General features: G+C 72.7%; 22 protein-coding genes. 7 read left to right on the top strand and 15 right to left on the bottom strand.

The annotated features are described in order from the left end of the window. Positions 1-62 precede the first annotated feature (62 nt). Positions 63-806: a class I SAM-dependent methyltransferase gene (locus ACIO9K_RS29410; protein WP_400334516.1), complete on the top strand. Its 744-nt coding sequence runs from the start codon at positions 63-65 to the stop codon at positions 804-806. A gap of 22 nt (positions 807-828) precedes the next feature. Here the strand turns inward: ACIO9K_RS29410 and ACIO9K_RS29405 are convergent, their stop codons facing one another. Beyond that, entirely contained in the window at positions 829-1,569 is a 741-nt protein-coding gene (locus tag ACIO9K_RS29405) for a hypothetical protein (RefSeq protein ID WP_400334514.1), read from the bottom strand. 155 nt (positions 1,570-1,724) lie between these two features. Here ACIO9K_RS29405 and ACIO9K_RS29400 point away from each other — a divergent pair, with 155 nt between their 5' ends. Continuing rightward, positions 1,725-2,297: an SMI1/KNR4 family protein gene (locus ACIO9K_RS29400; RefSeq protein WP_363623987.1), complete on the top strand. Its 573-nt coding sequence runs from the start codon at positions 1,725-1,727 to the stop codon at positions 2,295-2,297. Between the two features lie 12 nt (positions 2,298-2,309). On the opposite strand, the gene ACIO9K_RS29395 is transcribed toward ACIO9K_RS29400, so the two are convergent. The 9 genes from ACIO9K_RS29395 to ACIO9K_RS29355 form a co-directional block, all read right to left on the bottom strand. Continuing rightward, on the bottom strand, positions 2,310-3,005 hold the full coding sequence (locus ACIO9K_RS29395) for a 2OG-Fe(II) oxygenase (RefSeq protein ID WP_400334512.1): 696 nt from the start codon (positions 3,003-3,005) through the stop codon (positions 2,310-2,312). A gap of 117 nt (positions 3,006-3,122) precedes the next feature. Continuing rightward, entirely contained in the window at positions 3,123-3,662 is a 540-nt protein-coding gene (locus tag ACIO9K_RS29390; RefSeq protein ID WP_363623983.1) for a hypothetical protein, read from the bottom strand. 259 nt (positions 3,663-3,921) lie between these two features. Beyond that, a complete protein-coding gene (locus ACIO9K_RS29385) occupies positions 3,922-5,085 on the bottom strand; it encodes a hypothetical protein (RefSeq protein ID WP_400334510.1) in 1,164 nt (387 codons plus the stop codon). Positions 5,086-5,153: 68 nt separating this feature from the next. After that, on the bottom strand, positions 5,154-6,038 hold the full coding sequence (locus ACIO9K_RS29380) for a sphingomyelin phosphodiesterase (protein ID WP_363623979.1): 885 nt from the start codon (positions 6,036-6,038) through the stop codon (positions 5,154-5,156). A gap of 297 nt (positions 6,039-6,335) precedes the next feature. Then, the gene (locus tag ACIO9K_RS29375) at positions 6,336-7,532 is read right to left on the bottom strand and encodes a Cmx/CmrA family chloramphenicol efflux MFS transporter (RefSeq protein ID WP_363624090.1); all 1,197 of its coding nucleotides are present in this window, start codon (positions 7,530-7,532) and stop codon (positions 6,336-6,338) included. 327 nt (positions 7,533-7,859) lie between these two features. After that, positions 7,860-9,290, bottom strand: coding sequence for a transglycosylase family protein (locus ACIO9K_RS29370; protein ID WP_400334508.1), 1,431 nt, complete (start codon positions 9,288-9,290; stop codon positions 7,860-7,862). A 130-nt stretch (positions 9,291-9,420) separates the two neighbouring features. Continuing rightward, positions 9,421-11,187 carry a hypothetical protein gene (locus ACIO9K_RS29365; RefSeq protein ID WP_400334506.1) on the bottom strand — a complete coding sequence of 589 codons (1,767 nt, stop codon included), beginning with the start codon at positions 11,185-11,187 and terminating at the stop codon, positions 9,421-9,423. A 184-nt stretch (positions 11,188-11,371) separates the two neighbouring features. Beyond that, on the bottom strand, positions 11,372-11,635 hold the full coding sequence (locus tag ACIO9K_RS29360) for a hypothetical protein (RefSeq protein ID WP_400334504.1): 264 nt from the start codon (positions 11,633-11,635) through the stop codon (positions 11,372-11,374). A 195-nt stretch (positions 11,636-11,830) separates the two neighbouring features. Next, the gene (locus tag ACIO9K_RS29355; RefSeq protein WP_400334502.1) at positions 11,831-12,145 is read right to left on the bottom strand and encodes a hypothetical protein; all 315 of its coding nucleotides are present in this window, start codon (positions 12,143-12,145) and stop codon (positions 11,831-11,833) included. Between the two features lie 173 nt (positions 12,146-12,318). On the opposite strand from ACIO9K_RS29355, the gene ACIO9K_RS29350 reads away from it, so the two are divergent. After that, on the top strand, positions 12,319-13,314 hold the full coding sequence (locus tag ACIO9K_RS29350) for a helix-turn-helix transcriptional regulator (RefSeq protein ID WP_363623973.1): 996 nt from the start codon (positions 12,319-12,321) through the stop codon (positions 13,312-13,314). Between the two features lie 120 nt (positions 13,315-13,434). Here the strand turns inward: ACIO9K_RS29350 and ACIO9K_RS29345 are convergent, their stop codons facing one another. Beyond that, a complete protein-coding gene (locus tag ACIO9K_RS29345; protein ID WP_363587849.1) occupies positions 13,435-13,890 on the bottom strand; it encodes a hypothetical protein in 456 nt (151 codons plus the stop codon). Between the two features lie 510 nt (positions 13,891-14,400). Here ACIO9K_RS29345 and ACIO9K_RS29340 point away from each other — a divergent pair. After that, positions 14,401-16,038, top strand: coding sequence for an alkaline phosphatase D family protein (locus ACIO9K_RS29340; RefSeq protein ID WP_363623971.1), 1,638 nt, complete (start codon positions 14,401-14,403; stop codon positions 16,036-16,038). A gap of 152 nt (positions 16,039-16,190) precedes the next feature. On the opposite strand, the gene ACIO9K_RS29335 is transcribed toward ACIO9K_RS29340, so the two are convergent. The 4 genes from ACIO9K_RS29335 to ACIO9K_RS29320 form a co-directional block, all read right to left on the bottom strand. Beyond that, a complete protein-coding gene (locus ACIO9K_RS29335; RefSeq protein ID WP_363623969.1) occupies positions 16,191-17,072 on the bottom strand; it encodes a S41 family peptidase in 882 nt (293 codons plus the stop codon). A gap of 215 nt (positions 17,073-17,287) precedes the next feature. Beyond that, a complete protein-coding gene (locus tag ACIO9K_RS29330; RefSeq protein ID WP_400334499.1) occupies positions 17,288-17,731 on the bottom strand; it encodes an ASCH domain-containing protein in 444 nt (147 codons plus the stop codon). 23 nt (positions 17,732-17,754) lie between these two features. Further along, entirely contained in the window at positions 17,755-18,285 is a 531-nt protein-coding gene (locus tag ACIO9K_RS29325; RefSeq protein ID WP_363623967.1) for a GNAT family N-acetyltransferase, read from the bottom strand. Next, a complete protein-coding gene (locus ACIO9K_RS29320) occupies positions 18,282-19,547 on the bottom strand; it encodes a helix-turn-helix transcriptional regulator (protein ID WP_363623965.1) in 1,266 nt (421 codons plus the stop codon). The genes ACIO9K_RS29325 and ACIO9K_RS29320 overlap by 4 nt, the downstream gene beginning before the upstream one ends. 308 nt (positions 19,548-19,855) lie before the next feature. On the opposite strand from ACIO9K_RS29320, the gene ACIO9K_RS29315 reads away from it, so the two are divergent. Genes ACIO9K_RS29315 through ACIO9K_RS29305 form a run of 3 tightly spaced genes read left to right on the top strand, consistent with a single transcriptional unit; the run spans position 19,856 to position 21,134 of the window. Beyond that, positions 19,856-20,287, top strand: a complete 432-nt coding sequence (locus tag ACIO9K_RS29315; RefSeq protein WP_363623963.1) for an ATP-binding protein — start codon at positions 19,856-19,858, stop codon at positions 20,285-20,287. A gap of 20 nt (positions 20,288-20,307) precedes the next feature. Then, positions 20,308-20,550 (top strand): ATP-binding protein, encoded by a 243-nt coding sequence (locus ACIO9K_RS29310; protein WP_363623961.1) that lies wholly within the window; start codon positions 20,308-20,310, stop codon positions 20,548-20,550. A gap of 14 nt (positions 20,551-20,564) precedes the next feature. Continuing rightward, positions 20,565-21,134: a hypothetical protein gene (locus ACIO9K_RS29305; protein WP_400334496.1), complete on the top strand. Its 570-nt coding sequence runs from the start codon at positions 20,565-20,567 to the stop codon at positions 21,132-21,134. Positions 21,135-21,369 lie beyond the last annotated feature (235 nt).

Here is a 21,369-nt window from a genome sequence, read left to right as displayed (position 1 = left end):
GGGCGGAGGAGACTTTCCGCCACGGCCGCGACCCGGCGGGCGGCACACAGGAGGGGCGGCACGTGGGCGTGCAGCAGTACGACGGGATCGGCGAGGCGTTCGAGGGGTTCAAGTCCCTGCCGTTGATCCGCTACGGGGAGGTGCCGAGCTTCCTGGGCCTGGTCGGGGACGTGGCCGCCAGGTCGGTCCTCGACCTGGCGTGCGGCACCGGCTTCTACAGCAGGGAGTTCAAGCGGCGCGGCGCCACCGACGTCCTCGGCGTCGACATCTCCGTCGAGATGGTCGCCGCCGCGCGCACGATCGAGCGGCGCGACCCGCTGGGTGTGCGCTACGAGGTCGGCGACGTGGCCGAACTGCGGCTCTTCGACCGGAAGTTCGACATCGCACTGGGAGTGCAGTGCCTCAACTACGCCGAGGACGTCGCGGCGATGGAACGGATGTGCCGCAACATCCACCGGAGCCTGGTGCCGGGCGGGGAGTTCTTCGTGCTCGCCCAGAAGCCCGACTACCGCTTCGACTGCCCCTCCCTGGACAGGTACGGGTTCCGCTGCGAGCCGACCGGCGAGGAGACCGAGACGGGGCCGCGGGTGCGGATCACGGCCCTCCTCGACCCGCAGCCGATCAGCATCGTGGGCGCGGCCCCGCGCCGCGAGGTCTACGAGCAGTGCCTGCGGGCGGCCGGGTTCGGCGACGCCGAGTGGGTCCCGCTCCAGGTGTCCGAAGCCGGCCTGCGCGAGTTCGGCGAGGACTTCTGGGCGGACCTCCTCGCCAGCCCGCCACTGGAACTGCTGCGCTGCCGCGCCTGACCGGCCCGGAGCCGTCCGCGCCTCAGCTCCAGTCGAAGGTCAACAGGGCCAGCCGGTCGACGGGTTCGAAGAACAGCATGATCCAGTCGGCGCCGCTGCTGCGGTAGTGCCAGCCGGGCACCGCCGCCACGAACTCGAAGCGGCGGCCGGACGGGCCGACGGGCCAGGTGCGGTCGCCGTCGTAGTCGAGCGGGAACAGGTCGGTCTCGATCCAGTTGCCGGCGGAGTCGGCGTAGCCGCCGAGCTGGTCCAGGAGGGCCATCTCGCCGGTGCGGCCGGGGTGCGGCAGGCCGTCGTCGCCGAGCAGGACGAGCCGGCCCTCGCGGCGGAAGCTGTCGCGGTGCGCCCGGTAGCTGCGCTCCTGGCGTTCGCAGTGCTCGGCGAGGTCGGTGTGGAACCCGGGCCAGGGGTCGGGGACTTCGTCCGGGCCCGCCGCCCGGGCGAAGTAGCGCAGGTCGCCGGCCAGGCGGAAGCGGTCGCCCTCCAGCGTGAAGCCGAGCCAGTTGGGCGCCTGGAGCCCCGTGTGGAAGGCGGAGGTGTGGTCGCCGATGCAGCCCTCCGACGGCTCCAGCGGGCTCAGCAGGTGGATCCACCCGTGCCAGGCGGGGTTGACCCGGGCCAGGTCGATCGAGACCAGCGGGTGCAGGTGCCGGGCCAACTCGGCCTGGTCGGCGACGAAGACGTCCGCCGGGTCGGGGTAGATCCGCAGGCCCGCCCCGGCCGTCATGACGTCCTCCCGCACGGCGGTGTCTTCCACGGACATCCGGGCCTCCTTCGGTGACCACGCGTCGGCGGCCGGTCGGCTGACGATCAGCCCCTTCCTACCAGGAGGCTCCGACAATCAGCCCCGGCCCGCCGACCGGCTGTCGGTGACGGGTGCTACGTTCCGGTCCTCGTCACAACGGAGGGGAGTTCCCGATGCAGCAGCTGTGGGCGCGGATCGAGGCCGTGCTCGGGCGGATCGCCCCGAAGTTGGCGGCCGCGATGCCGCCAGGCGCCACCGACGGGCAGATCCGGGCGGCGGAGGCCGCGATGGGGGTGGAACTCCCGCCGGACGTCCGGGAGTCCTACCGCTGCCACGACGGCCTGCCGGGGGTCCTGATCGGTTTACACGCCGCGCTCCACTCGCTCGACGCGATGGTGGACGACTGGCGCGAGCGGTCCGCCGACGCCGGGGATCCGCCCTGGGACGAGCTGGAGGAGGACGGCGTGATCCGCCGGGACGTCGCCTGGTCCGCCGGGTGGATCCCCTTCATCTCCATCGGCAACGGCGACGTGATCTGCATCGACCTGGACCCGCCCGCCCCGCAGCGCCGCGGCCAGATCATCGACTGGTCGCACGAGGGCTGGCGGGCCGGCTACGAGGCCGCCGGCCTGCGGGAGTTCCTGGAGGCCTTCGCCGCCGACCTGGAGGCCGACCGCTACCAGGTCGACGAGACGGGCGGCGCGTGGAGCGACGGCGGCCTGCCGCTGGTGATGCTGAAGGACTGAGGACGCGCCCCGTCAGAGCGCCCCGCTCCCCCCGGTCGCCGGATCGGGGCTGCACAGCCAGCCGTTGACGGCGAAGCGGCTGTCCTCGGGCCGCCGGGACGGGCAGCTCACCGGGCGCACCTCGTGCCAGGCGGTGGGGCGGAAGAACACGATGCTGTCGTGCTCGGGCTCCCAGTCCCGCCAGGTGCGCTTCTCCCACTCCCCCGTCGTCCCGCCGTACAGCGGCAGGGCGGCGTCGAACACGCGCAGTTCGCCGCCACCGAACGGCCGGGGCGTGCCGTGCAGGTAGTAGACGAAGGTGAGCAGGCGCCGGGGGGAGAACTCGGCGCTGGTGTCCTGGTGCGGCCGGTAGAAGTCGCCGTCGTTGTGCACGTTGAGGGTGTAGTCGGGCTCGGTGTTGCGGCAGGAGACGCCCAGGGTGTGCTCGACCGCCTCCAGCACCTCGTCGATGGCCGCCAGCAGTTCGGGCGCGGCGAACTCCCGGCACGAGCGGGAGCGGCGGAAGTCGGGGGCCAGCTCCCGGTCCCCGATCAGGGAGGGCTGCAACGCCTCGCCTGCGGAGGCGACGGCGACGGCGCGTTCCAGCAGGGCGCCGGCCGTCCGCTCGCCCAGGAGTCCGGTGATGCGGCAGACCGTCACCGGGAGCCGCCAGATCGCGTCCGTGCTCACCGGCGACGACTGCTCCGCCACGGTGTCCGGCCCTGCCATGGTGCTCGGCCCTGCCGCGGTGTCCGGCCCTGTCATGGTCTCCCGCCCTCTCGTCGTCGCGCGGCCTCGGACGCGCTCACGCCCGGGGCCGCATCGGCCGGTGCCGCACCCGCGCCCCTACCGGCTCCAGTCCACCGGGACCACGTCCTGCTTGAGCCCGCGGTCGCTGCACACGGCACACGGGTTGCCCGGGACGCCGGGGCCCTGGTCGGTTCCGATGGTGATGGCCCCGTGGGCGCCGGCCGGGGCGTGGACGCCGTCGCCGACCATCGCGGCCTCGTAGCCGCCCAGCAGTTCCTGGAGGGTGCCGGGGCCAAGGTTCTCGGGGGCGGTGATCGCGGCGATGCCGTCGTAGTCGGTGTAGGCCGCGCCCAGCGTCCGGCCGCCCACGGTGGCGAACACGATCCGGGCGCCGCGGATGGGCTCCCCGGTCACCGCGTCGGAGGCCATCGCGTGGATGTTCTCCAGCTGCATCTGGGTGACGTTCAGGCTCGCCTGACTGGCCGAGAGCCTGGTCGGCTTGAGGCTGGGGCACTCCGACCCGCTGCACGACGGAGCCGACGAGGCGGCCGCGGACGCGGTGACCGCGCTCCCCGCACCCAGCGAGGCCAAGGCCGCGGCCATCACCGCGACGGTCTTGCGACCAACAGAGCTCATGATCCACTCCCGTGGGAACCGCCCGCGCGTGCTCCGCTCCGACGCCCGAGGGCCGCGAGGGCCGGGCGCGTGCGGCACGCGACGGGTGCCGCCCCCCATCGGACGACACGGCCGAGCGTAGCCACCGCCCGGCCGGCCCAACCAGCCGACGACCACGAGTTCGCAAGATCTGATGAACAGTCAACGGCGCGGTGACAGCGGCGGTCGCCGCGCACCGGCCGGTGCGCGGCGGGGCCGGCCGCCGCGGGGCGCCGGCCCCTCAGCGGGCCGGGCGCGGCGGGTAGGTGGGCGCCGTCCAGGACGCGTGGGCGTTGAACGTCAGGCCCGCCCGGTCCGAGGGGAGCGTGTGGTCCGGGTCGTTGCGGACGACCTCGATGCGGTGGCTCTCGACGTACAGCGCGGTGAGGTGCAGGCCCGGTGCGGGGGCGCGGACCTCCTGCCGCTCCCGGGTCATGGCGGCGACGAAACGCGTGCTGTCGTAGCCCAGTTCGCGGCTGAGGGAGGCGGCCGCCCTGGCGCCGGAGCCCTCGATCTCGACGCCCGCCTCGAACCCCGCGGACAGGCCGACGGCTTCGCGGCAGGCCTGCGCCTGCGCCTCGTCCACCCCCCACGGGACGGTGGCGCCGACCGTGCCCGGGCCCGGGTCCTCCCGCAGGTCGGTGACCGCGACCCGGGTGTAGAACCGCTTGCGCCGCACCGTGTACGTCGGCGAGTTGCGCAGGATCCACTCCGTGGACGCGCCCCGGTCGAGGACGGCGGTGCACGGGAGGACCACCTCCCGGTCGACGACCGGCTCGGTCCGCTCGGGCACGTCGCCTCCGTCCGTGACGGCCGGGCCCTTCGCCGTCCCCTGCCGGACCTGCCGCATCGGCACGTCCAGCACGTGGACGTCGCCGGGGTCCTCCCCCTCGTAGTCGCCGTCGAAGTAGGAGATCCAGGTCGCGATGCCGGGGGTCAGCAGGCAGCCCGTGCCGCCGGGGATCGTCTCGGGGCGGACGGTCTCGGGGATCTCCAGGCCGCCGCGCCCGCGCCAGGCGCCGAGGGCCACGTAGGGGCGTCCGCCGATCTCCTCCTTCACGCAGCGCAGGTCGCCCTGGGCGACGAAGGCCGCGCCGCCGAGGTCGCGCAGGACGTCACGGGGCCCGTGGACCGTGTCCGAGGACCACAGCGCGCTCAGCGCCCGGTACCCGGGAGGGGCCACCGGCACCAGGCCGCGCAGCACCCCGTCGGAGTCGGTGACCTTGCGCCACTGCTTGGGCTCGGCCAGTGCGGCCGAGCCGGCGGTGCTCCCCCGCACCCAGGTCATCGGGGCGTTGTCGGGGATGACGCTGCACAGGGCGTGGTAGCCCTCGGGCGGTCTGGTCTCGCCGGTGCTGAAGACGAAGGTGAGTTCGCCGAACTGCTGTGGTGCCGAGTAGCTCATATCCGCTCCTCCTGTCGGACGGCTCGCGCTTGCCGGGCGACCGTCCCAGGGCCCGGCCCGGCCCGGGCTCAGCGGCCCGGGCTCAGCGGGCCCGCGGTCACCGGGTAGTGGTCGCTGTAGTCGGTGAAGGCCCGGCCACCCGCCTCCCAGCTCGGCGAGGCGGTCTTCAGGACCTCGCTCGTCCAGGCGTCGCACGGCGGGGCGTGGCCCTTGCGGAGCAGGACGTGGTCCGTGTCCTCGGCGGGGTCGGCCGGGTGGCGGTGCAGGGCGGCGTCGTTGGCGATGGTGTCGAAGGAGTACTTCCAGCCGGTCCGGGGGCCCGCCTCCTGGAGGTTCCCGAAGCCCAGGACGTCCTGGAAGTCGGGCGAGTGGCGGTCGGTGTTGAAGTCCCCGGCGACGATCACCGGCTCGTGCGCCGGGATGCGGCGGTCCGTCAGGAAGACGTCGATGTCGCGCAGCTGGGAGCGGCGCATGATCCTCGCCTGGCCGGTCAGGCAGGCGCCGTCGTCGGACTGCAGGTGGGTGCCCACCACGTGCACGCGCCGGCCGTCGACCTCCAGTACGGCGTAGGCGAAGCCCTTGGCGGCCTCGGCGTCCCAGCCGCAGGCCACCTCGTAGACGTACTGCTCCATCCGCAGGATGGGCCACCTGCTGACGATCGCGACCCCGCCGCGGGCGTGCAGCGGGGAGATCTGCCGGCCGTGCGTGGCGGCCCAGCCCGACTCGTCCACCCCGACCACCGGCGTGCGGTGGCGGTACCCCCGGCCCTCCAGGCCCTGCATCAGTTCCTCGGAGGGGCCGGGGTCGAAGAGTTCCTGGAAGACCAGCACGTCGTGGTCCGCGACGTACGCGGACTCGGCGATCAGCCGCGAGCGCGCCGCGTTGTTCCAGTCGCCCTCGCTCTTCTGCGTCAGCCAGGACAGGAACATCACGTTGTGCGTCAGAACCTTCAAGGCCGTCCTCTCCGAACCGGCGGGCGCGGGGCGCACACACGGCGGAACCGGTCCGGGGCGCCCCGCCCCCCAAGTCAAGGGGGTCGGCCCGCGCCCGCCGGCGTCGACGCGCCGGTGCCCCGGCGGACGCCACGGGGCGCGGGGAGGCATCACCGGCTCATGGCAGGACGTGAAGGGGCGTACACGGATGGTGCCGCGCCGGGGCCGTGCCCACCGACGGGGCGTACGGCCGCCGTGGGGAGTCGGCGTGGCCGACTCCCCACGGCGCAGCTGCCGCGAGGTGCGGCCCGGGGCCTGTTACGCGCCGCCGTGGCGGGGGGCGAGCACCCCGCGCAGCGGGACAGCGGCGAGCAGCGCGAGCAGGACGAGCAGGGCGCTCGCCCACAGTGGGCCCAGCGGCCCGGCGCTGGAGCCCAGGGTGGGGGCGGCGACCAGCGGTCCGGTGGCGGCGCCGACGTTGAGGGCCGCGGTCGCGTACGAGCCGGCCATGGTGGGGGCGGCGGCCGCCTCGTAGAGGACCCGGGTGATCAGGGTGGTGCCCAGTGCGAACGACAGCGCGCCCTGCACGAACACCAGGGCCAGCAGCGCGGCCGGCTCCTCGGCCAGGACGGCGAGGGCGGGCCAGCCGGCGAGCAGCAGCGGGCCGCCGGCCGCGAGGAGCAGGCGGGGGCGGTGGTCGGCGAGGCGTCCGGCGGTGGTGACGCCGAGCAGGGAGCCGGCGCCGAAGAGCACCAGGGCGACGGGGATCCAGAGCCGGCCCAGTTCGGCGGTGTCGGTGACGACGGGGGCGAGGAAGGTGAAGCCGGCGAAGGTCGCGGCGTTCACCAGGGCGCCGAGCGCCATGACCAGGAGCAGACGGGGGCGGCGCAGTTGGGCGAGTTCGGTGCGCAGCGCCGGTTCGGCGGTGTCATGCGGGGCGCTGTCGTGTGGGGCGCTGTCGTGTGGGGCGGGTGCGGCCGGGATGCCGCGCAGGAGGCCGGCGGCGGCGGGCAGGCAGAGGGCGGCGACGGCCCAGAAGGTGGCGCGCCAGCCGAGCAGGGTGCCGAGGGCGGCGCCTGCCGGGACGCCGGCGATGGTGGCGAGCGTGGTGCCGGAGAGCAGGACGGCCAGGGCGCGGCCCTTGCGGTCGGGGGCGACCAGGGTGGCGGCGGTGGTCAGGGCGACGGCGAGGAAGCCTGCGCAGGCGAGGGCGGCGGCGACGCGGGTGGCGCACAGGAGCGGGAGGCTGGTGGTGATGGCGCCCGCGGCGTGGGCGGCGGCGAAGGCGAGGAGGAGGCCGAGGAGGCTGGTGCGGGCGGGCCAGGTGCGGGCGAGGGCGGCCATCAGTGGGGCGCCGAGGGCCATTCCGGCGGCGAAGGCGGGGCCGAGCAGGCCGGCCGCCCCGACGCTCACGCCGAGGTCGGCGGCGAGGTCGGGCAGGAGGCCGGCGAGCATGAACTCGGAGGTGCCCATGGCGAAGACGGCCAGGGCGAGGAGGTACAGCGGGAGGGGCATCGGGCGTGTCGGGGACATCTGGGGGCTCCGGAGTGAGGAGATGCGCGGGAGGTCGGCGTCTCGTCACCGCGGTCAGCGCCCGGGGCCTGAGGGCGTGCCCGTCCGGCCGTGGGGTGCGGCGGGAGGGCGGGGTGCGCGGCTCGGGGGTTCAGGGGGCTGACGGCGCGTGACCGAAAGCCCCCACCCTGGATGCCTCGGGGCTCGACATGGTCTGCAGGCTACCGGAGCGGTGCCCGGTGGGGCACGCGGGTTTCGGGCGTCTCCGGAACCGCGCCCGTGCCGCCCGGCGGGTGCGGCCGGGCGGCTCGGGGTGGTCGGGGGCCGGGGTTACGCGGTGGCGGTCGGGAGCTTGGCGGTCAGCGCGGTCGGGACGTTGACCACGTCGGCGAGGCTGTACTTGCCGGGGCCGAAGTCGGCCGCGGTGAGGGCCTTCTTGCCGCCGCCCGCGACCAGCCAGACGGTGGGGCTGTCGGGCGAGAGCAGCAGGGTGCCGTCGGCGGGGGCGCTCTTGGCGGCGGCCGCGCCCAGCCAGGTGCCGGGGACGCCCGTGAGCGGCTGCTTGTCGTAGCCCATGGCGGTGAAGTCGGCGTAGGTCAGGGAGACCGCCAGGCCGCCGGCCATCACGTAGACGGTGGAGTCGGTGCCGGCGGCGTCGGTGAGGACCGTGCCGTTCTTCAGGGGCTTGGCGACGGCGCCCTGCAGCCAGGCCTCGGGCACGCCCATCAGGGTCTTGGTGTTGTAGCCGTCGGCGGTCCACTCGCTGCCGGAGATGTGCAGGGCGGTGCCGTTGACCATGACGTACATCGACGGGTCGGTGCCGGCCTGGCCGTTGACGACGGTGCCGTTCGGGACGGTGGCCTGGGTGGCGGAGGTGAGCCAGGCGCCGGGGACGCCCATGTCGGCGCGGGTGTTGTAGCCGTCGGCGGTCCATTCGGCGCCGGAGATGGGCAGGGCGGCGCCGGCGACGACGACGTAGCGGGCGTTGCCGCCGGCCTGGTCGTGGACGACGAGGCCGGTCGGGAGGGTGTTGGTGAGCGCGTTCTGCAGCCAGGCGGTGGGGACGCCCATGTCGGGGCGGGTGTTGTAGCCGGCCGCCGTCCAGTCCGCGCCGGAGATGGTCAGCGCCGCGCCGGCGACGACGACGTAGCGGGCGTTGCCGCCGGCCTGGTCGTGGACGACGGTGCCCTCGGGCGGGGTGGTGGGCAGGGCGTTGAAGCGGGCGTCGTCCACCAGGACGATCTTGCTCAGGTCGTAGCCGTCGGGGGCGACGTCGGAGCCGGTGACGGGCAGGCCGGCGCCGCTGATCAGGATCTTGACCGAGGAGCCGTTGGGCGACTTGACGAGCGTGCCGGTGGGCAGCGACGCCGGGTCGGGGTAGGAGGTGCCGGCCGGGTAGGGGTTGGCGTGGTCGGCGCCCAGGTTGGCCGCCGGGCCGCAGTGCGGCCAGGCGCCCTGGCCCTGCCCGGCGAGGACCTTCTCGGCGATCAGGATCTGCTGCTGCTTGGTCGCCCGGTTGGCGTAGGGGGCGTACTGGCTGCCGCCGTAGGCGAGCCAGGTGCTCTGGGAGAACTGGAGGCCGCCGTAGTAGCCGTTGTTGGTGTCGATGCTCCAGTTGCCGCCGCTCTCGCACTGGGCGACCTTGTCCCAGGTGGACACCGAGGCCGCGGAGGCCTGGCCGCCGAGGGCGAGCGGGGCGGCGAGGGCGAGCAGGGCGGTGGCGGCGGCGAGGGCCGGTGTCTTGCGGGCGGCGGCGGTCATGACGGAAGTCCCCCTGGGCAGATGCGGGTTGGCTGGTCGGACGATCGGGTGCGTGCGGGTGCGGTACGTGTGTGCAGGCGCGGGGCGGCCCGGCCTGCGGTGGCCGGGCCGCCCTGGCGGGGTGGGTGCGTCAGGCGACGGTGGGGAGCTTGGCGGTCAGCGCGGTCGGGACCTTCACCACGTCGGCGGCGTTGTAGGAGCCGGGTGCGGCCGCCTTCTTGCTGCCGCCGTTGACGACCTGCCAGACGGTGGGGCCGTCGGAGGACTGGAGCAGGGTGCCGTCGGCGGGGGCGCTCTTGGCGGCGGCCGACTGCTCCCAGCTGCCGGGGACGCCGCGCAGCGGCAGCTTGTCGTAGCCGTAGCCGGTGAAGTCGGCATAGGTGAGCGGGACGGCCAGGCCGCCGGCCATCACGTAGACGGTGGAGTCGGTGCCGGCGGCGTCGGTGATCAGGGTGCCGTTGGCGAGCGGGCGGGCGACCTCGGCGGCCTCCCATTCCTCCGGGACGCCCAGGACCGGCTGGTTGGCGTAGACGGTGGTGAACTCGGCGCTGGTCATCGGCAGTGCGGAGTTGTTGGCCATCACGTAGATCGACGGGTCGGTGCCGGCCTGGCCCTTGATCAGGGTGCCGTCCGGGACGGTCTTCTTGGCCGTGGTGTTGAGCCACTCGCCGGGCACGCCCATCAGGGACTGGAGGTTGTAGCCGTCGGCGGTCCACTCGGAGGCGGAGATGTGCACGGCGGCGCCGTTGACGACGACGTAGCGGCTGGGGTCGGTGCCGGACTGGTCCATCAGGACGGTGCCGTTGGGCATGGGCTTGGCGATGGCGGCCTTCAGCCAGTCGCTGGGCACGCCCATCAGGGACTGGGTGTTGTAGCCGTCGGCGGTCCACTCGGCGGCGGAGATGTGCATGGCGGTGCCGTTGACGACGACGTAGCGGCCGGCGTCGGTGCCGGACTGGTCCATCACGACGAGTCCGGTGGCCGGGCCGGTGTTGATCGCGCCCTGCAGCCAGCTGGACGGGACGCCCATGTCGGCGCGGGTGTTGTAGCCGTCGGCGGTCCAGTCCGCGCCGGAGATGAACAGTGCCGCGCCGCCGACCACGACGTAGCGGGAGGAGCCGCCGGCCTGGTCGTGGACCACGGTGCCGGGCGGCGGCACGGTGGGCAGGGCGTTGAAGGCACCGTCGTCGACCTGGACGATCTTGCTCAGGTCGTAGCCGTCGGCGGCGACGTCGGAGCCGGCGACCGGCAGGCCCGCGCCGTTGACGATGACCTTGACCGAGGCGCCGTTCGGGGACTTGACCAGCGTGCCGGAGGGCAGCGAGGACGGGGAGGTGCTGACGTCCTCGACGACGTTCTTGTAGCGCCGCGCCTTGTAGTCGCCGTTGGGGTGCGAGTCGAACTTCGCGGCGTTGATGGAGGCGCCGGCGATGTGCTTCACCGGGGTGGAGCCGAAGGAGTAGTAGGAGAAGGTCGTGTGGCCGGGGTCGTCCCACTTCTCGAAGAGCAGGACGTGGTCGTAGAAGCTGTTGAGGACGTCCCCGGGGCGCAGGTCGCTGCGCGGGATCTCGTAGCTCTCGTCGGTGGCGATGGACTGGGTGGTGGCGCTGTAGCCCAGGTGCCAGGCCATGGAGACGTAGCCGGAGCAGTCCTTGCGGTAGTAGCGGCCGCTGGAGTCGGGGAAGGTCGCGCCCTGGTTGTAGGTGAGGCCCGGGTTCTGGTTGAACCAGTACTGGGCGCGGGAGAGGATCTCCGACCGGGTGATCTGGCCGCCGACGGTGGACGAGGCGGCGGCGTGGGCCGCGGTGGTGGTGACGGCCGTGGCGGCTATCGCGCCGGAGGCGGCGATGGAGGCGGCGAGGGTGACGCGGGCGAGTTTGGAGAGCCCGGAGGGCATGGCGACACGTCCTGACGGTGTGAGAGCGGCGGTGGGCGCCCGGTGCGGGCACGGGAAGACGGGGGGCGTGGCCCGGAGGGAGGCGGACAGCTGCCCTGCAGGAGCAGCGGTCGGGTGGCCTCGGGCGGCGGCGGGGCGGGTCAGTCCCGGATGGTGTTCACGGCGGTGGCCGGCGCGGGGCGGGTCAGTCCCAGATGGTGTTCGCCGGGGTCACGGTGACCGACGCGGGGGCCGGGCCGTCCCAGATGGTGTTCGCCGTCGTGGCGGCCGGGGCGGGGGCGGGAGTGGGGCTGTCCCAGATGGTGTTCGCCGTCGTGGCGGCCGGGGCCGGGGCGGGGGTGGGGCTGTCCCAGATGGTGTTCGCCGAGGCCTGGCCGGCGATCGGCAGGGTGGCGGCGAGGGCGAGGGCGGCGACCGCGGCGGCCTTGGCGAGCGGGGTGCGAAGCATGGGAGTTGACCTCTTTCGAGAACTGGACGGGTGGCGGTGAGTCCGGTGTCGCGTCCCGCGGTAGACGCTCGGCCGGTTTGCCTCCGGGCGGTGGGCCCTGCTGGCGAGTACTAGCTTCGTCGCAGTTCAGGGCGGGTGGAAGGGTTCTCCGGTGGACGGAAACGGCAGCGTCCGGATCCGTCCAGCCGGGCCGGATCAGTCCAGCAGGCGCTCGTAGAACGGCGCGACGAGCGGGGCGCCGACGCGGGTGAGCGTCCAGCCGCGCAGCGCGGGGACGGTCTCGACCGCGCGCCGGCAGAACGCGTCGACGACGGTCTCGGCGGCGCTCAGCCGGCCGGCGACCAGGTAGACGCCGAGGACGGCGCCGGGCCCGGCGCCCTCGTGCACGGCGACGTGTTCGATGCGTTCCTGGGGCCGCGCGCTCGCCAGCAGCACCCCGGCGGTGTCGGGCGCGAGCGCTGCTGCCGGGGCCGGGGCCGGGGCCTGGATCTCGGCGTGAATCAGGTACATGGAACGGACTCTGCCGAACCGTCGACATCCCGGCATAGAGGATCAACCTGGACGGTTCCGGCGGTGTCCGGAACCGTCCAGGGACCCTTGCTGGCCCCCCTCGCACTCGCGTGCGATGATCGCGTACGCAGCGATTGGCGATTCAGGCCTTACACACCGGGGGGTAACGAGGCATGCTGACCGCACTCGGGCTGGATGCCGTGTCGGAGAGCGTCTACCGCAGCATGCTCGCGCATCCCGGCGACGGGGTGCGGGCGCTGGCGGAGCGGCTCGGGCGCAGCGAGGAGGAGGTCCGGCGCTGTCTGGACCTGCTGAGCGAGCTGGCGCTTATCCGGCCCTCCTACGAGCGGGAGGGCGAGCTGCGTGCGGTGTCGCCGCAGGTCGGCATGGAGTTGCTGATGGCCCGCCAGCAGGCGGATCTGGCGGCGCAGCAGCTGCGGATCGAGGCGTCCCGGGCGGCGGCCGCGCAGTTGATCGCGGAGTACGCGGATCTGCGGCCGGCCGCCTCGCACGCGGGGGTGGAGCAGTTGGTGGGCCTGGACCAGATCCGGGACCGGATCGCGTCGCTGGCCCGTGGCCTGACGGCGGAGATCATGACCTTCGCGCCGGGTGGCGGGCATTCTCCGGAGAGCATCGAGGCGTCCCGGCCGCATGACCGGGATCTGCTGGGCCGGGGGGTGCGGATGCGGACGGTGTACCTGGACAGTGTGCGCAACAGCCAGCCGACGGTGGCGTACGTGGGCTGGCTGGCGGAGCTGGGCGGGGAGGTGCGGACGGTGCCGGAGCTGCCGACCCGGATGATCATCTTCGATCGGGCGACGGCGCTGATCCCGGTGAGCGGGGAGGACACCCGTGCGGGGGCGGTCGTGCTGACCGGTCACGGGACGCTGGTGGCGCTGTGCGCGCTGTTCGAGCACGTGTGGGGTCAGGCGCGGGAGCTGGGGCCGTCGGTGGTGCGGGACGAGGGCGGGCTCAGTGCGCAGGAGGCGACGGTGGTGCGGTTGCTGGCGCAGGGGCTGACGGACGAGGCGATCGCCAAGCGGCTGGGGGTGTCGTCGCGGACGGCGCGGCGGGTGGCGACGGATCTGATGGAGCGGCTGGGTGCGCGCAGTCGTTTCGAGTTCGGGATGCGGGCGGTGCAGAACGGCTGGCTGCCGCAGCAGTTGTAGGGCCGGCGTTCGCGCGGGTGGCCGTGGCGGGAGCCGGGCGGCTGGTGCGGGTGTGGGTCCGCCCGCCGCCCCCGGGTCGCGGGGGCGGCGGGCGGCGCCGGAGGTGTTGGAGCGGGGCTGCTAGAACGGCGGGAGCGTGCCGAGCTTGACGTCGCCCGTGTAGTGCTTGCCGAGCGCGTCGAAGTCGTAGTACAGGTGCACGTCGTCGCCGACCAGGTAGAACCTCTGCGTGCCGTTGACGAACGGCGACAGGCCCAGGTGGAAGGTGATGCCTTCGGTCAGGCTGCCGGAGGCGCTGCCGACCTTGACCTTGCCGAGGAGCGGCACGTTCGCGTACACCACGATGGACGCGGAGCGGGCGGTCGTGTCGAGGGTGAGCGTGGTCTCCAGCGGGCCGGTGACGTAGGTCCAGGTCTGCACGGCCGTGATGGCGGGCGTGACGTTCTGGACCACTGCGACCGGGGCCAGGGCAGGGGCCGGGGCGGCCGCCATGGCCGCCGTGCTGCCGAAGCCGACTGTCAGGACGGCGAGGCCGGCCACCACAACACCCGCACGACGTACGAAGCGGTTCTTCATGGTTCCCTCCCAGAGGTGTGAGCTGATGGTCGGGTCCCCCGGGGTGATTCCTATCAGTCAACTCGCTTGGGGTGCCAGCGTGTTGTACATCACGACCGCCCTCCGGCGTAGAAGTGGACCCCCCCGTTCGGGTGGTTTTTCTTGACTTTGCCAGCGCCTGTGTGCAGTGGGGGTGGATCTCGTCGCGCGGCCCGTTCCGGGTACGGAGCAGCCGTCCCCTCGTGCGGGTTCGGGGCTTTGCCGGGCGGCCGCGGTGCGGGGCCTGCGGGCGGGCCGGGGCCGGTGGCGGGCCCGGGCGGGGGCGGGAGGGCCTGCGTCCGCGGGCCAAGTGGACCGGTCGCGCGGGTGACGCTACGCGCGTCCGTTTCCGTCCCCCCGGGGGGATTTGTCGGACCTTCACGGTTCCCCCATCAGATGATCACTCGGCTGCCGGATCTCCGACCCCTGGCGTACGGCGCGGTCCACTCGAATTCCTTCGCACACCGCCGAGCAGCGAAAGGCCTTCACCCCATGACCCGCCCTGCCGACCGCCCCTCCCCCGACCAGCAGCTGCGCGAGGCCGCCGCGCGGCTGGACCGGCGCCGCTTCCTCACCGTCACCTCGGCCGCCGCCGCGCTGGCGTTCACCGTCAACCTGCCGTCCGCGCACGCCGAGGACGCCGAGTTCGGCCCGCGCGCCATCACCGGCAACCCGTTCACCCTCGGCGTGGCCTCCGGCGACCCGCTGCCCGGATCCGTCGTGCTGTGGACCCGCCTGGCGCCGCGCCCGCTGGAGCCCGGCGCCGGTCTGCCGCCCACCGGTTCGGTGCGGGTGGGCTGGGAGCTGGCCCGCGACGAGCGGTTCCGCAAGGTGGTACGGCGCGGCAGCGCCCGCGCGCACGCCGAGTTCAACTACGCGGTGCACGTGGACGTCGACGGCCTCGACGCGGACCGGGTGTACTGGTACCGCTTCACCGTCGGCACCTGGAGCAGCCCCGTGGGGCGCACCCGCACCGCGCCGGAGCGCGGGCGCAGGCTGGACGCCGTCCGCTTCGGGCTGGTGTCCTGCCAGGCCTACGAGGACGGCTACTTCACCGCCTACCGCCACCTGGCCGACGAGGACCTGGCGGCGGTGTTCCACGTCGGCGACTACATCTACGAGTACGGGATCGACGCGGCGGGCGGCGACCGCAAGTACACCGACCGCACCCTGCCGGCGCTGTTCGACCACGAGACGGCCACGCTGGAGGACTACCGGCTGCGCTACTCCCTCTACAAGAACGACCCCGACCTCCAGGCCGCGCACGCCGCCCACCCCTGGTACGTCACCTGGGACGACCACGAGGTGGAGAACAACTACGCGGCCGGCATCCCCGAGAAGGGCCAGGACCCGGCGCCGTTCATCGCCCGCCGCGCCGCCGCCTACCGCGCGTACTGGGAGAACATGCCGCTGCGGATGCCGCAGCCGCGCGGCACCGAGCTCACCCTCTACCGGCGCGTCCACTTCGGGCAGCTGGCGCAGTTCGACATCCTCGACACCCGCCAGTACCGCGACGACCAGGCCAACGGCGACGGCTGGCAGTACCCCACCCCGGAGTCCGAGGACCCGCGGCGCACCCTGATGGGCGCCGCCCAGGAGCGCTGGTTCGCCGAGGGCCTGCGCCGCTCCCGGGCGACCTGGAACGTCGTGCCGCAGCAGGTCGTCTTCTCCCGCCGCAAGAACACCACCGCCGAGCGCTCCAAGCTCTCCATGGACGCCTGGGACGGCTACCCGGCCGCCCGCGAGCGCTTCCTGGCCGCCGTCGACCGGGCCGGGGTGGAGAACCTGGTGCTGCTCACCGGTGACGTCCACGTCGCCTACGCCCTGGACGTCAAGCGCGACTTCGACAAGCCGGACTCGCGCACCGTGGGCGTGGAGTTCGTCGGCACCTCGATCAGCAGCGACGGCGACGGCGAGGAGCGGCCGTCCAACTGGCAGAACCTGATGTCGGCCAACCCGCACATGAAGTTCTACGACGGGCGGCGCGGCTACACCACGCTCACCCTGGACCGCCACCAGGTGCGCGCCGACTACCGGGCCGTCTCCCACATCACCCGCCCCGGCGGCACCGTCACCACCGCGGCCTCCTTCGTCACCGAGGCCGGCAACCCGGGCATCCGCCCCGCCTGACCCGCCGCCCTTGGGTCCCACCACCACATGGTCCCGCCGCTCACGGGGGCGGCGGGACCATGTGGTGGCTGAGCCTTGAGCGTGACCGCGCCGCACCAGTCGCCTCGCGTAGGCCCCCCGGCTGCTCAGGACTGAGCAGCCGGGGGACTCGACTACGCGCGAAGGTGTTCCAGTGCCTTCTCCAGCGCATCCTCAGCGGCAACCGCCACGTCCGGCTCCACGCCAACGCCCTCCCAGTTGGTGCCGGTGACCGGGTTGATCGAGCGGGCCGCCGGCACGGTCACCGTCACATGCGGCGCAACAGGAATACGGGCCGTCGGGTGGGCGCCACCACGCGTCGTCTGCCCGACCAGCGTCGCACGCTTGAGCACCTTCAGGTTGTACGACAGCTCCTCCCCACCGGAGAACGTGAAGTCGCTGGTCAGCACCGCCACCGGACGGTCCGAATAGCGCGGCGCGGCGAGGTGCCCGAGGGTCCAGTACTGGCGGGTGGAGTCGGTAGCCCGGTCGTAGATGTCGTTGAGGTGCACCTCGTCGTCAGCGAAGAAGTAGCTGCACCACAGCTGCACACCCTCCGGTGAACCGCCGCTGCACTGCCGCAGGTCGATGACCAACGCCTCGGTGGAAGCGACCAGTTGCATCGCGGCGGCGATCGCGGGGCCGCCCACCCCGGCCGGGGGAATCATGCGCAGATCGAGGTAGCCGATGTTGCCGTCGAGCTGCTCTGCCCGCCGGATGCCGTAGTTCTTCTCCCGGGCGTACCGCTCGAACCGGGCCCGGGCGACGTCCTCCGGCTCCTCGTCCATCGACTGCGGCTCCTCGCTCCACAGCAGCCTCAGGTGCTTGTCCGGACACACCCCCTGCAAGTCCTCCGTGACCCGCTCGCACAGCCCCCGCTCGTCCAGGCCCTCATAAGCGCCTTCCGCCAGCCGGTTCCGGATCGCCACTTCCATGGCCGCCGTCTTCTCGGGGAACACGTAACCAGCGGTGATCCGGGCGAGGGCGGTGTCGAGTATCGCTCCATGAGTGATCATTCGCGCGATCGTAGGTCAAGGCCGAACCGATGCCCAGCGGTTTCTCAGCGAACTCCCCACCGCCACCCCCTCCCCCGGCCCCCGCCTCAAACCCGCCCTCACCCACTGCCGCACCCAAGCCACCCAAGCCACCCACACCACCCGCACCTGAAAACCCGTTCCGCGCGCAGGAAGTCGGCCCCGCCGACTTCCTGCGCAGCGCGGTCGCTCCCCGGCTACGGGGCGAGCCGCAGGTGGATCGCGAGGACGCCGAGCCGCTCCTTCTCCAGCGGGTGGATCTCGCGGTAGGCGGCGAGGAGTTCGGCCCGGCTCATCCCCTCGGATCCGATCGCCTCCAGGTCCTCGGCGTCGAGCATCGCGTCGAAGCCCGGGCACTCCACCACCTCGGTGACCCGGGCGCGGTAGCGGGCGTCCCCGGACTCGAAGACGAGCAGCTGCCCCGGATGGATCTTTCGCATGCTGGGGTAGCCGACGCGCACCCCGACGGTCTTGGTGCCGCCGGCGATCAGGTCGAGATGGGGCGGCGGATCCTGATGACGCGTTCCTGGTCCGGCATGGGGTGGTGTTCCGCTTCCATGCCGAAGAGGGAAGGGGCAGGGCGGCCAGGCGCCCGCGCGATCGCCGGGCGGCGAGGGCTTGCCCGTGCTCGACGGCCTCACCCGCAGGGTCGCCGTCGCGGAGTTCAGCGGGTCGGACGGATCATCGCCGTCAATCGAGGCGATTCCGGTGATGGCTGCTGGGCGTTGAACGCCTGGTAGCCCCAGGTCTCGTAGAGACGCTGGACCTTCCCGTCCCCGGCGAGCGGGTTCACCATCAGCGTGACTCGGCCTTCGGTGCGGTTGGCCAGCAGTGCGTCGTGGATGCGACGGGCGGTGCCGGTGCCACGCCAGGGCGTGCGCACGCCGATCTCCTTGATGGCCAGGGTCGGCGTGTCGGTCCAGCCGTCGGGAAGCTGATCGGTCATGCGCTTCCAGTACCGGTCGCCGGCCTCGACGGTGTTGCCGTAGACGTATCCGACCGGCAGTTCACCGTCGTAGCCGAGGACGAGTTCGAAGCCGGGCTCGGCGGTATGCCGGTCAAGGCGTTCGGCGAATGCGGCGACACGGTAGTTCGGCAGGTGCAGCAGCGGGCCGCGCACGTCGGCGTAGACGTCCAGCAGATCCTGTCGGGCCTCGGGCGCCAACGCAGTGTGGTGGCGGAGTTCGACGGTCACGCGGTGGTCCTCCAAGTGTCGTGAGTGTACGCGGTCCAGGTCCTGTCCGATGTGCTGCCGGGCGCCCGCTCATGCAGGTTGGTGCCGAAGGCCGCCAGCATGCGCTTGACACGGGGGTGGGTGGAGCCTGCGGTCGGCACGGACATCGCCGTGGCGACCGCAGGCTCCAGGTCCCCCTGACCGAGCTGGGCCCTGGCGAGGCGGACGGTGGTGATCGCGATGGACCGCCGCATGGCGTCGCGCCGCTGGGCGATGCTGCGGTGGGCTCGTGCTTCGGCGTCCTCCCAGTTCCCGGCCGCCAGGTGGGCGGCGAGGGCGAGGGAGTCGAGCTCGGACTGATCGTAGAAGGCGGTTATCCACACCGGTCGGGTGGCTGCCTGGTCCACCCGGTCGAGAGCGTCCTGTGCGTGTCCGAGCGAACGGCGGACCGCGTTGGAGTCGCCTGTCAGGCCGTGGATGGCCGCGTGGCGGGCGTGCCCGAGGGAGGCGAACAGCGGGTCGCGGCGGGCGATCGGCAGGCTGCGGGCCACGTCGTTGGCTGCCAGAGCGTCGCCCACCTGTCCCAGATGCCGGTACATACTTCCCGCGTGGGACCAGATCCGGAACTGGATGCCGGAGTCTCCGGACATAGCAGCCAGGGAGGCGGCCTTCCGGTGGTGTTCGAGTGCGGCATCGAAGCGGCGGCCGTCGATCGCGGCCCACATCGCCGAGGACATGAAGGCCGCCGCGCTGGCGTACAGCTGGGCCCGGATCCGCTGGGTCGCGATGCCGTTCTTCTGCAGTTCGAGGGCTTCGTCGGCGAGCGATGCGGCCTTGGACTCGATGCTGAGCCGGCCGCCGTGAAGGTGGTCGCTGGCGATGACCTCAGTAAAGCGCCGTTGCAGGTTCTGCACGTCGGTGATGCCGATGCGGCTACCTGCCGACGCTGCAGGGGTAGGGGTGAGTACGGTGACCGCCGTACCGCCGGCCGCCGCTATGAAGTCGCGTCGCCTCACGTCTTCCTCCGGTGTGGTGCGGGCCCTCCCGGTCGGGACGAAGCCCAGCTCTTCGGGCGTACAGCCGAATACTGCCTTGAGCGCGCGGCGAATCTTCTCCGGTGGCCACCGGGTCGAACCGCTCAGCCAGTTGTGCACTGTGCGCTCTGATACGGTGCCGAGCCGCCCGGTGAGGATCTCGATCTCCAGGTTCACTTCGCGGGCTAACTCGACCTTCGTCATGCGGCGTTCGGCCATCCGGTGACGGAGCTGGACGTTGACCACCATGGAGTCAACGTAGCCGCGCCATCACCTGCCGTGCAGGCGACCAGGCAATGGGACGGTCAAGTTTTCCGGCTGGGATCCGACCAGAACGCCGCCGACTTTGCCTCACCACCCGTCTCGTGATGGCCGTTCACTGGATGCAAGCCGCCCGCCCCTCGGGGCGGATGCCCGGCACCGGGCCGCGTCCCACGTGGGCCTGGCGCCGGCCAAACCTCCCATCACCAGCTCTCTTTCCGGAGTCGCGCCGTGATCGCCACTGGTAGGCCCTCGCACGTTGTCCGTCTGCTCGCTCTTCGGCGATGGAAGGCGGCGTGAACACGACCGTTGCCTCCACCCCGGCCCTGGTGGGCGGCGAGAGGCGGCAGGCCGTCCACCTGCCCTACCGACCCGAATCGGCTTCGACAGCCCGCCACCTGGTCCGGACAGTGCTGGTCAAGTGGGGCTTGGAGGACCTGGCCGACGACGCCGAGCTGATCGTCTCCGAGCTCGTCGGCAACGCCAGTAAGACCGGCTGCCAGCTCACGATGAGCGTCGAGATCGTCTCGATCACCGGCAGGGACGTGCGGATCGGGGTGACCGACGGCTGCCGGATCCTGCCTGTGAGGGTCGACGCCGGTCCGAACGCCGAGGGCGGCCGGGGCCTCGACCTCGTACACAAGCTCACCCGGGGCCACTGGGGCGCCGCCCTCATGTCCGACGGCAAGACCGTCCACGCCGACCTCAAGCTCAGGACCACACAGTGAACCGGCAGCAGCACGATCCGGTGGGAAACACCATGAAGGTCCTGCTGGTGGCCGGGCGCCCCACCTGCCTCGACCTGCATCGAGGTCCACGACGCCAGCACCAGCCACTCGCCGTCCGGGCGGTCGCCCCGGACGACGAACACGGACGCGGCCAGTTCCTCGTCGACGAACTCGCCGAACACTGGGGCTGCGCCAACCGCCCTGGCAGCATCGGCAAGTTCGTCTGGGCCCGCATCGCCCCCTCCTCCCTCACCACCGTCTGAAAGACCGACTCCCCATGCACCAGCCCTCCCTGACCGCCCTCGCCCGACACGTCCTCTCCCGCGGCAGGACCCCTGCCGAGACCTACGCCCTCCTCTCCCGCCGCACCCGCAAGCCGCTGCCCTCCGCCCGCGCCGTCTGTCTGGCCCTCGGCATCCCCCTCACCGACACCCAACTCCGCCTCGACGACTGCTACGACGCCCTCCTCGCCAACCCCCGCCCCGGCTCCGAGGCCGACACCGGCGAACTCCTCGAAGCCCTCGGCGTCTTCGACATCCCCAAGACCCTCGACGCCACCGAACTCGCCGTTGTCGACCTCTTCCTGGCCGCCATCGACGCCATGGGTGGCATCCGCGCCGGCCACCAGCACGGCCTGGCCCGCTGGTTCACCACCGGGAACCTCACCGCCGCCTACCTCTCCCTCACCGCCGCCCGCCCCCGCCCTACCGTCGGCGACCCCGCCCACTACTGGACCGCCCTCGTCGACGCCGGCGAACTCCTCGTCGCCGCCCCCACCGCCGACATCCGCATCAAGCACGCCCTCGCCCACTGCCGAGACCGCGCCGCCCGAACCACCCGCTCCTGAGCAACACCGCACCGTGCGCGGGAAGTCGGGCCCGCCGACTTCCCGCGCAGCACGGTCGGCTCGTCCAGGTCAGCCGGACCTCAGGGCCGCCATCCGCCGACACCCTCCACTTCCACTCGCCTCGGCACCACACGGCGGTTTCTAGTGTCCTGCGCCGGAGATCTGTCGTTAGATCTTGCGTGAGTGATTCTTCGGATGCGTCGGTGCGGCGTCGTGGTCCCGCGTTGGAGCCGTT

Source organism: Kitasatospora sp. NPDC087271, assembly GCF_044744605.1.
GTDB lineage: Bacteria > Actinomycetota > Actinomycetes > Streptomycetales > Streptomycetaceae > Kitasatospora.
The sequence above is the reverse complement of the archived record's forward strand: the minus strand, read 5'-3'. Positions and strand labels throughout refer to the sequence as shown.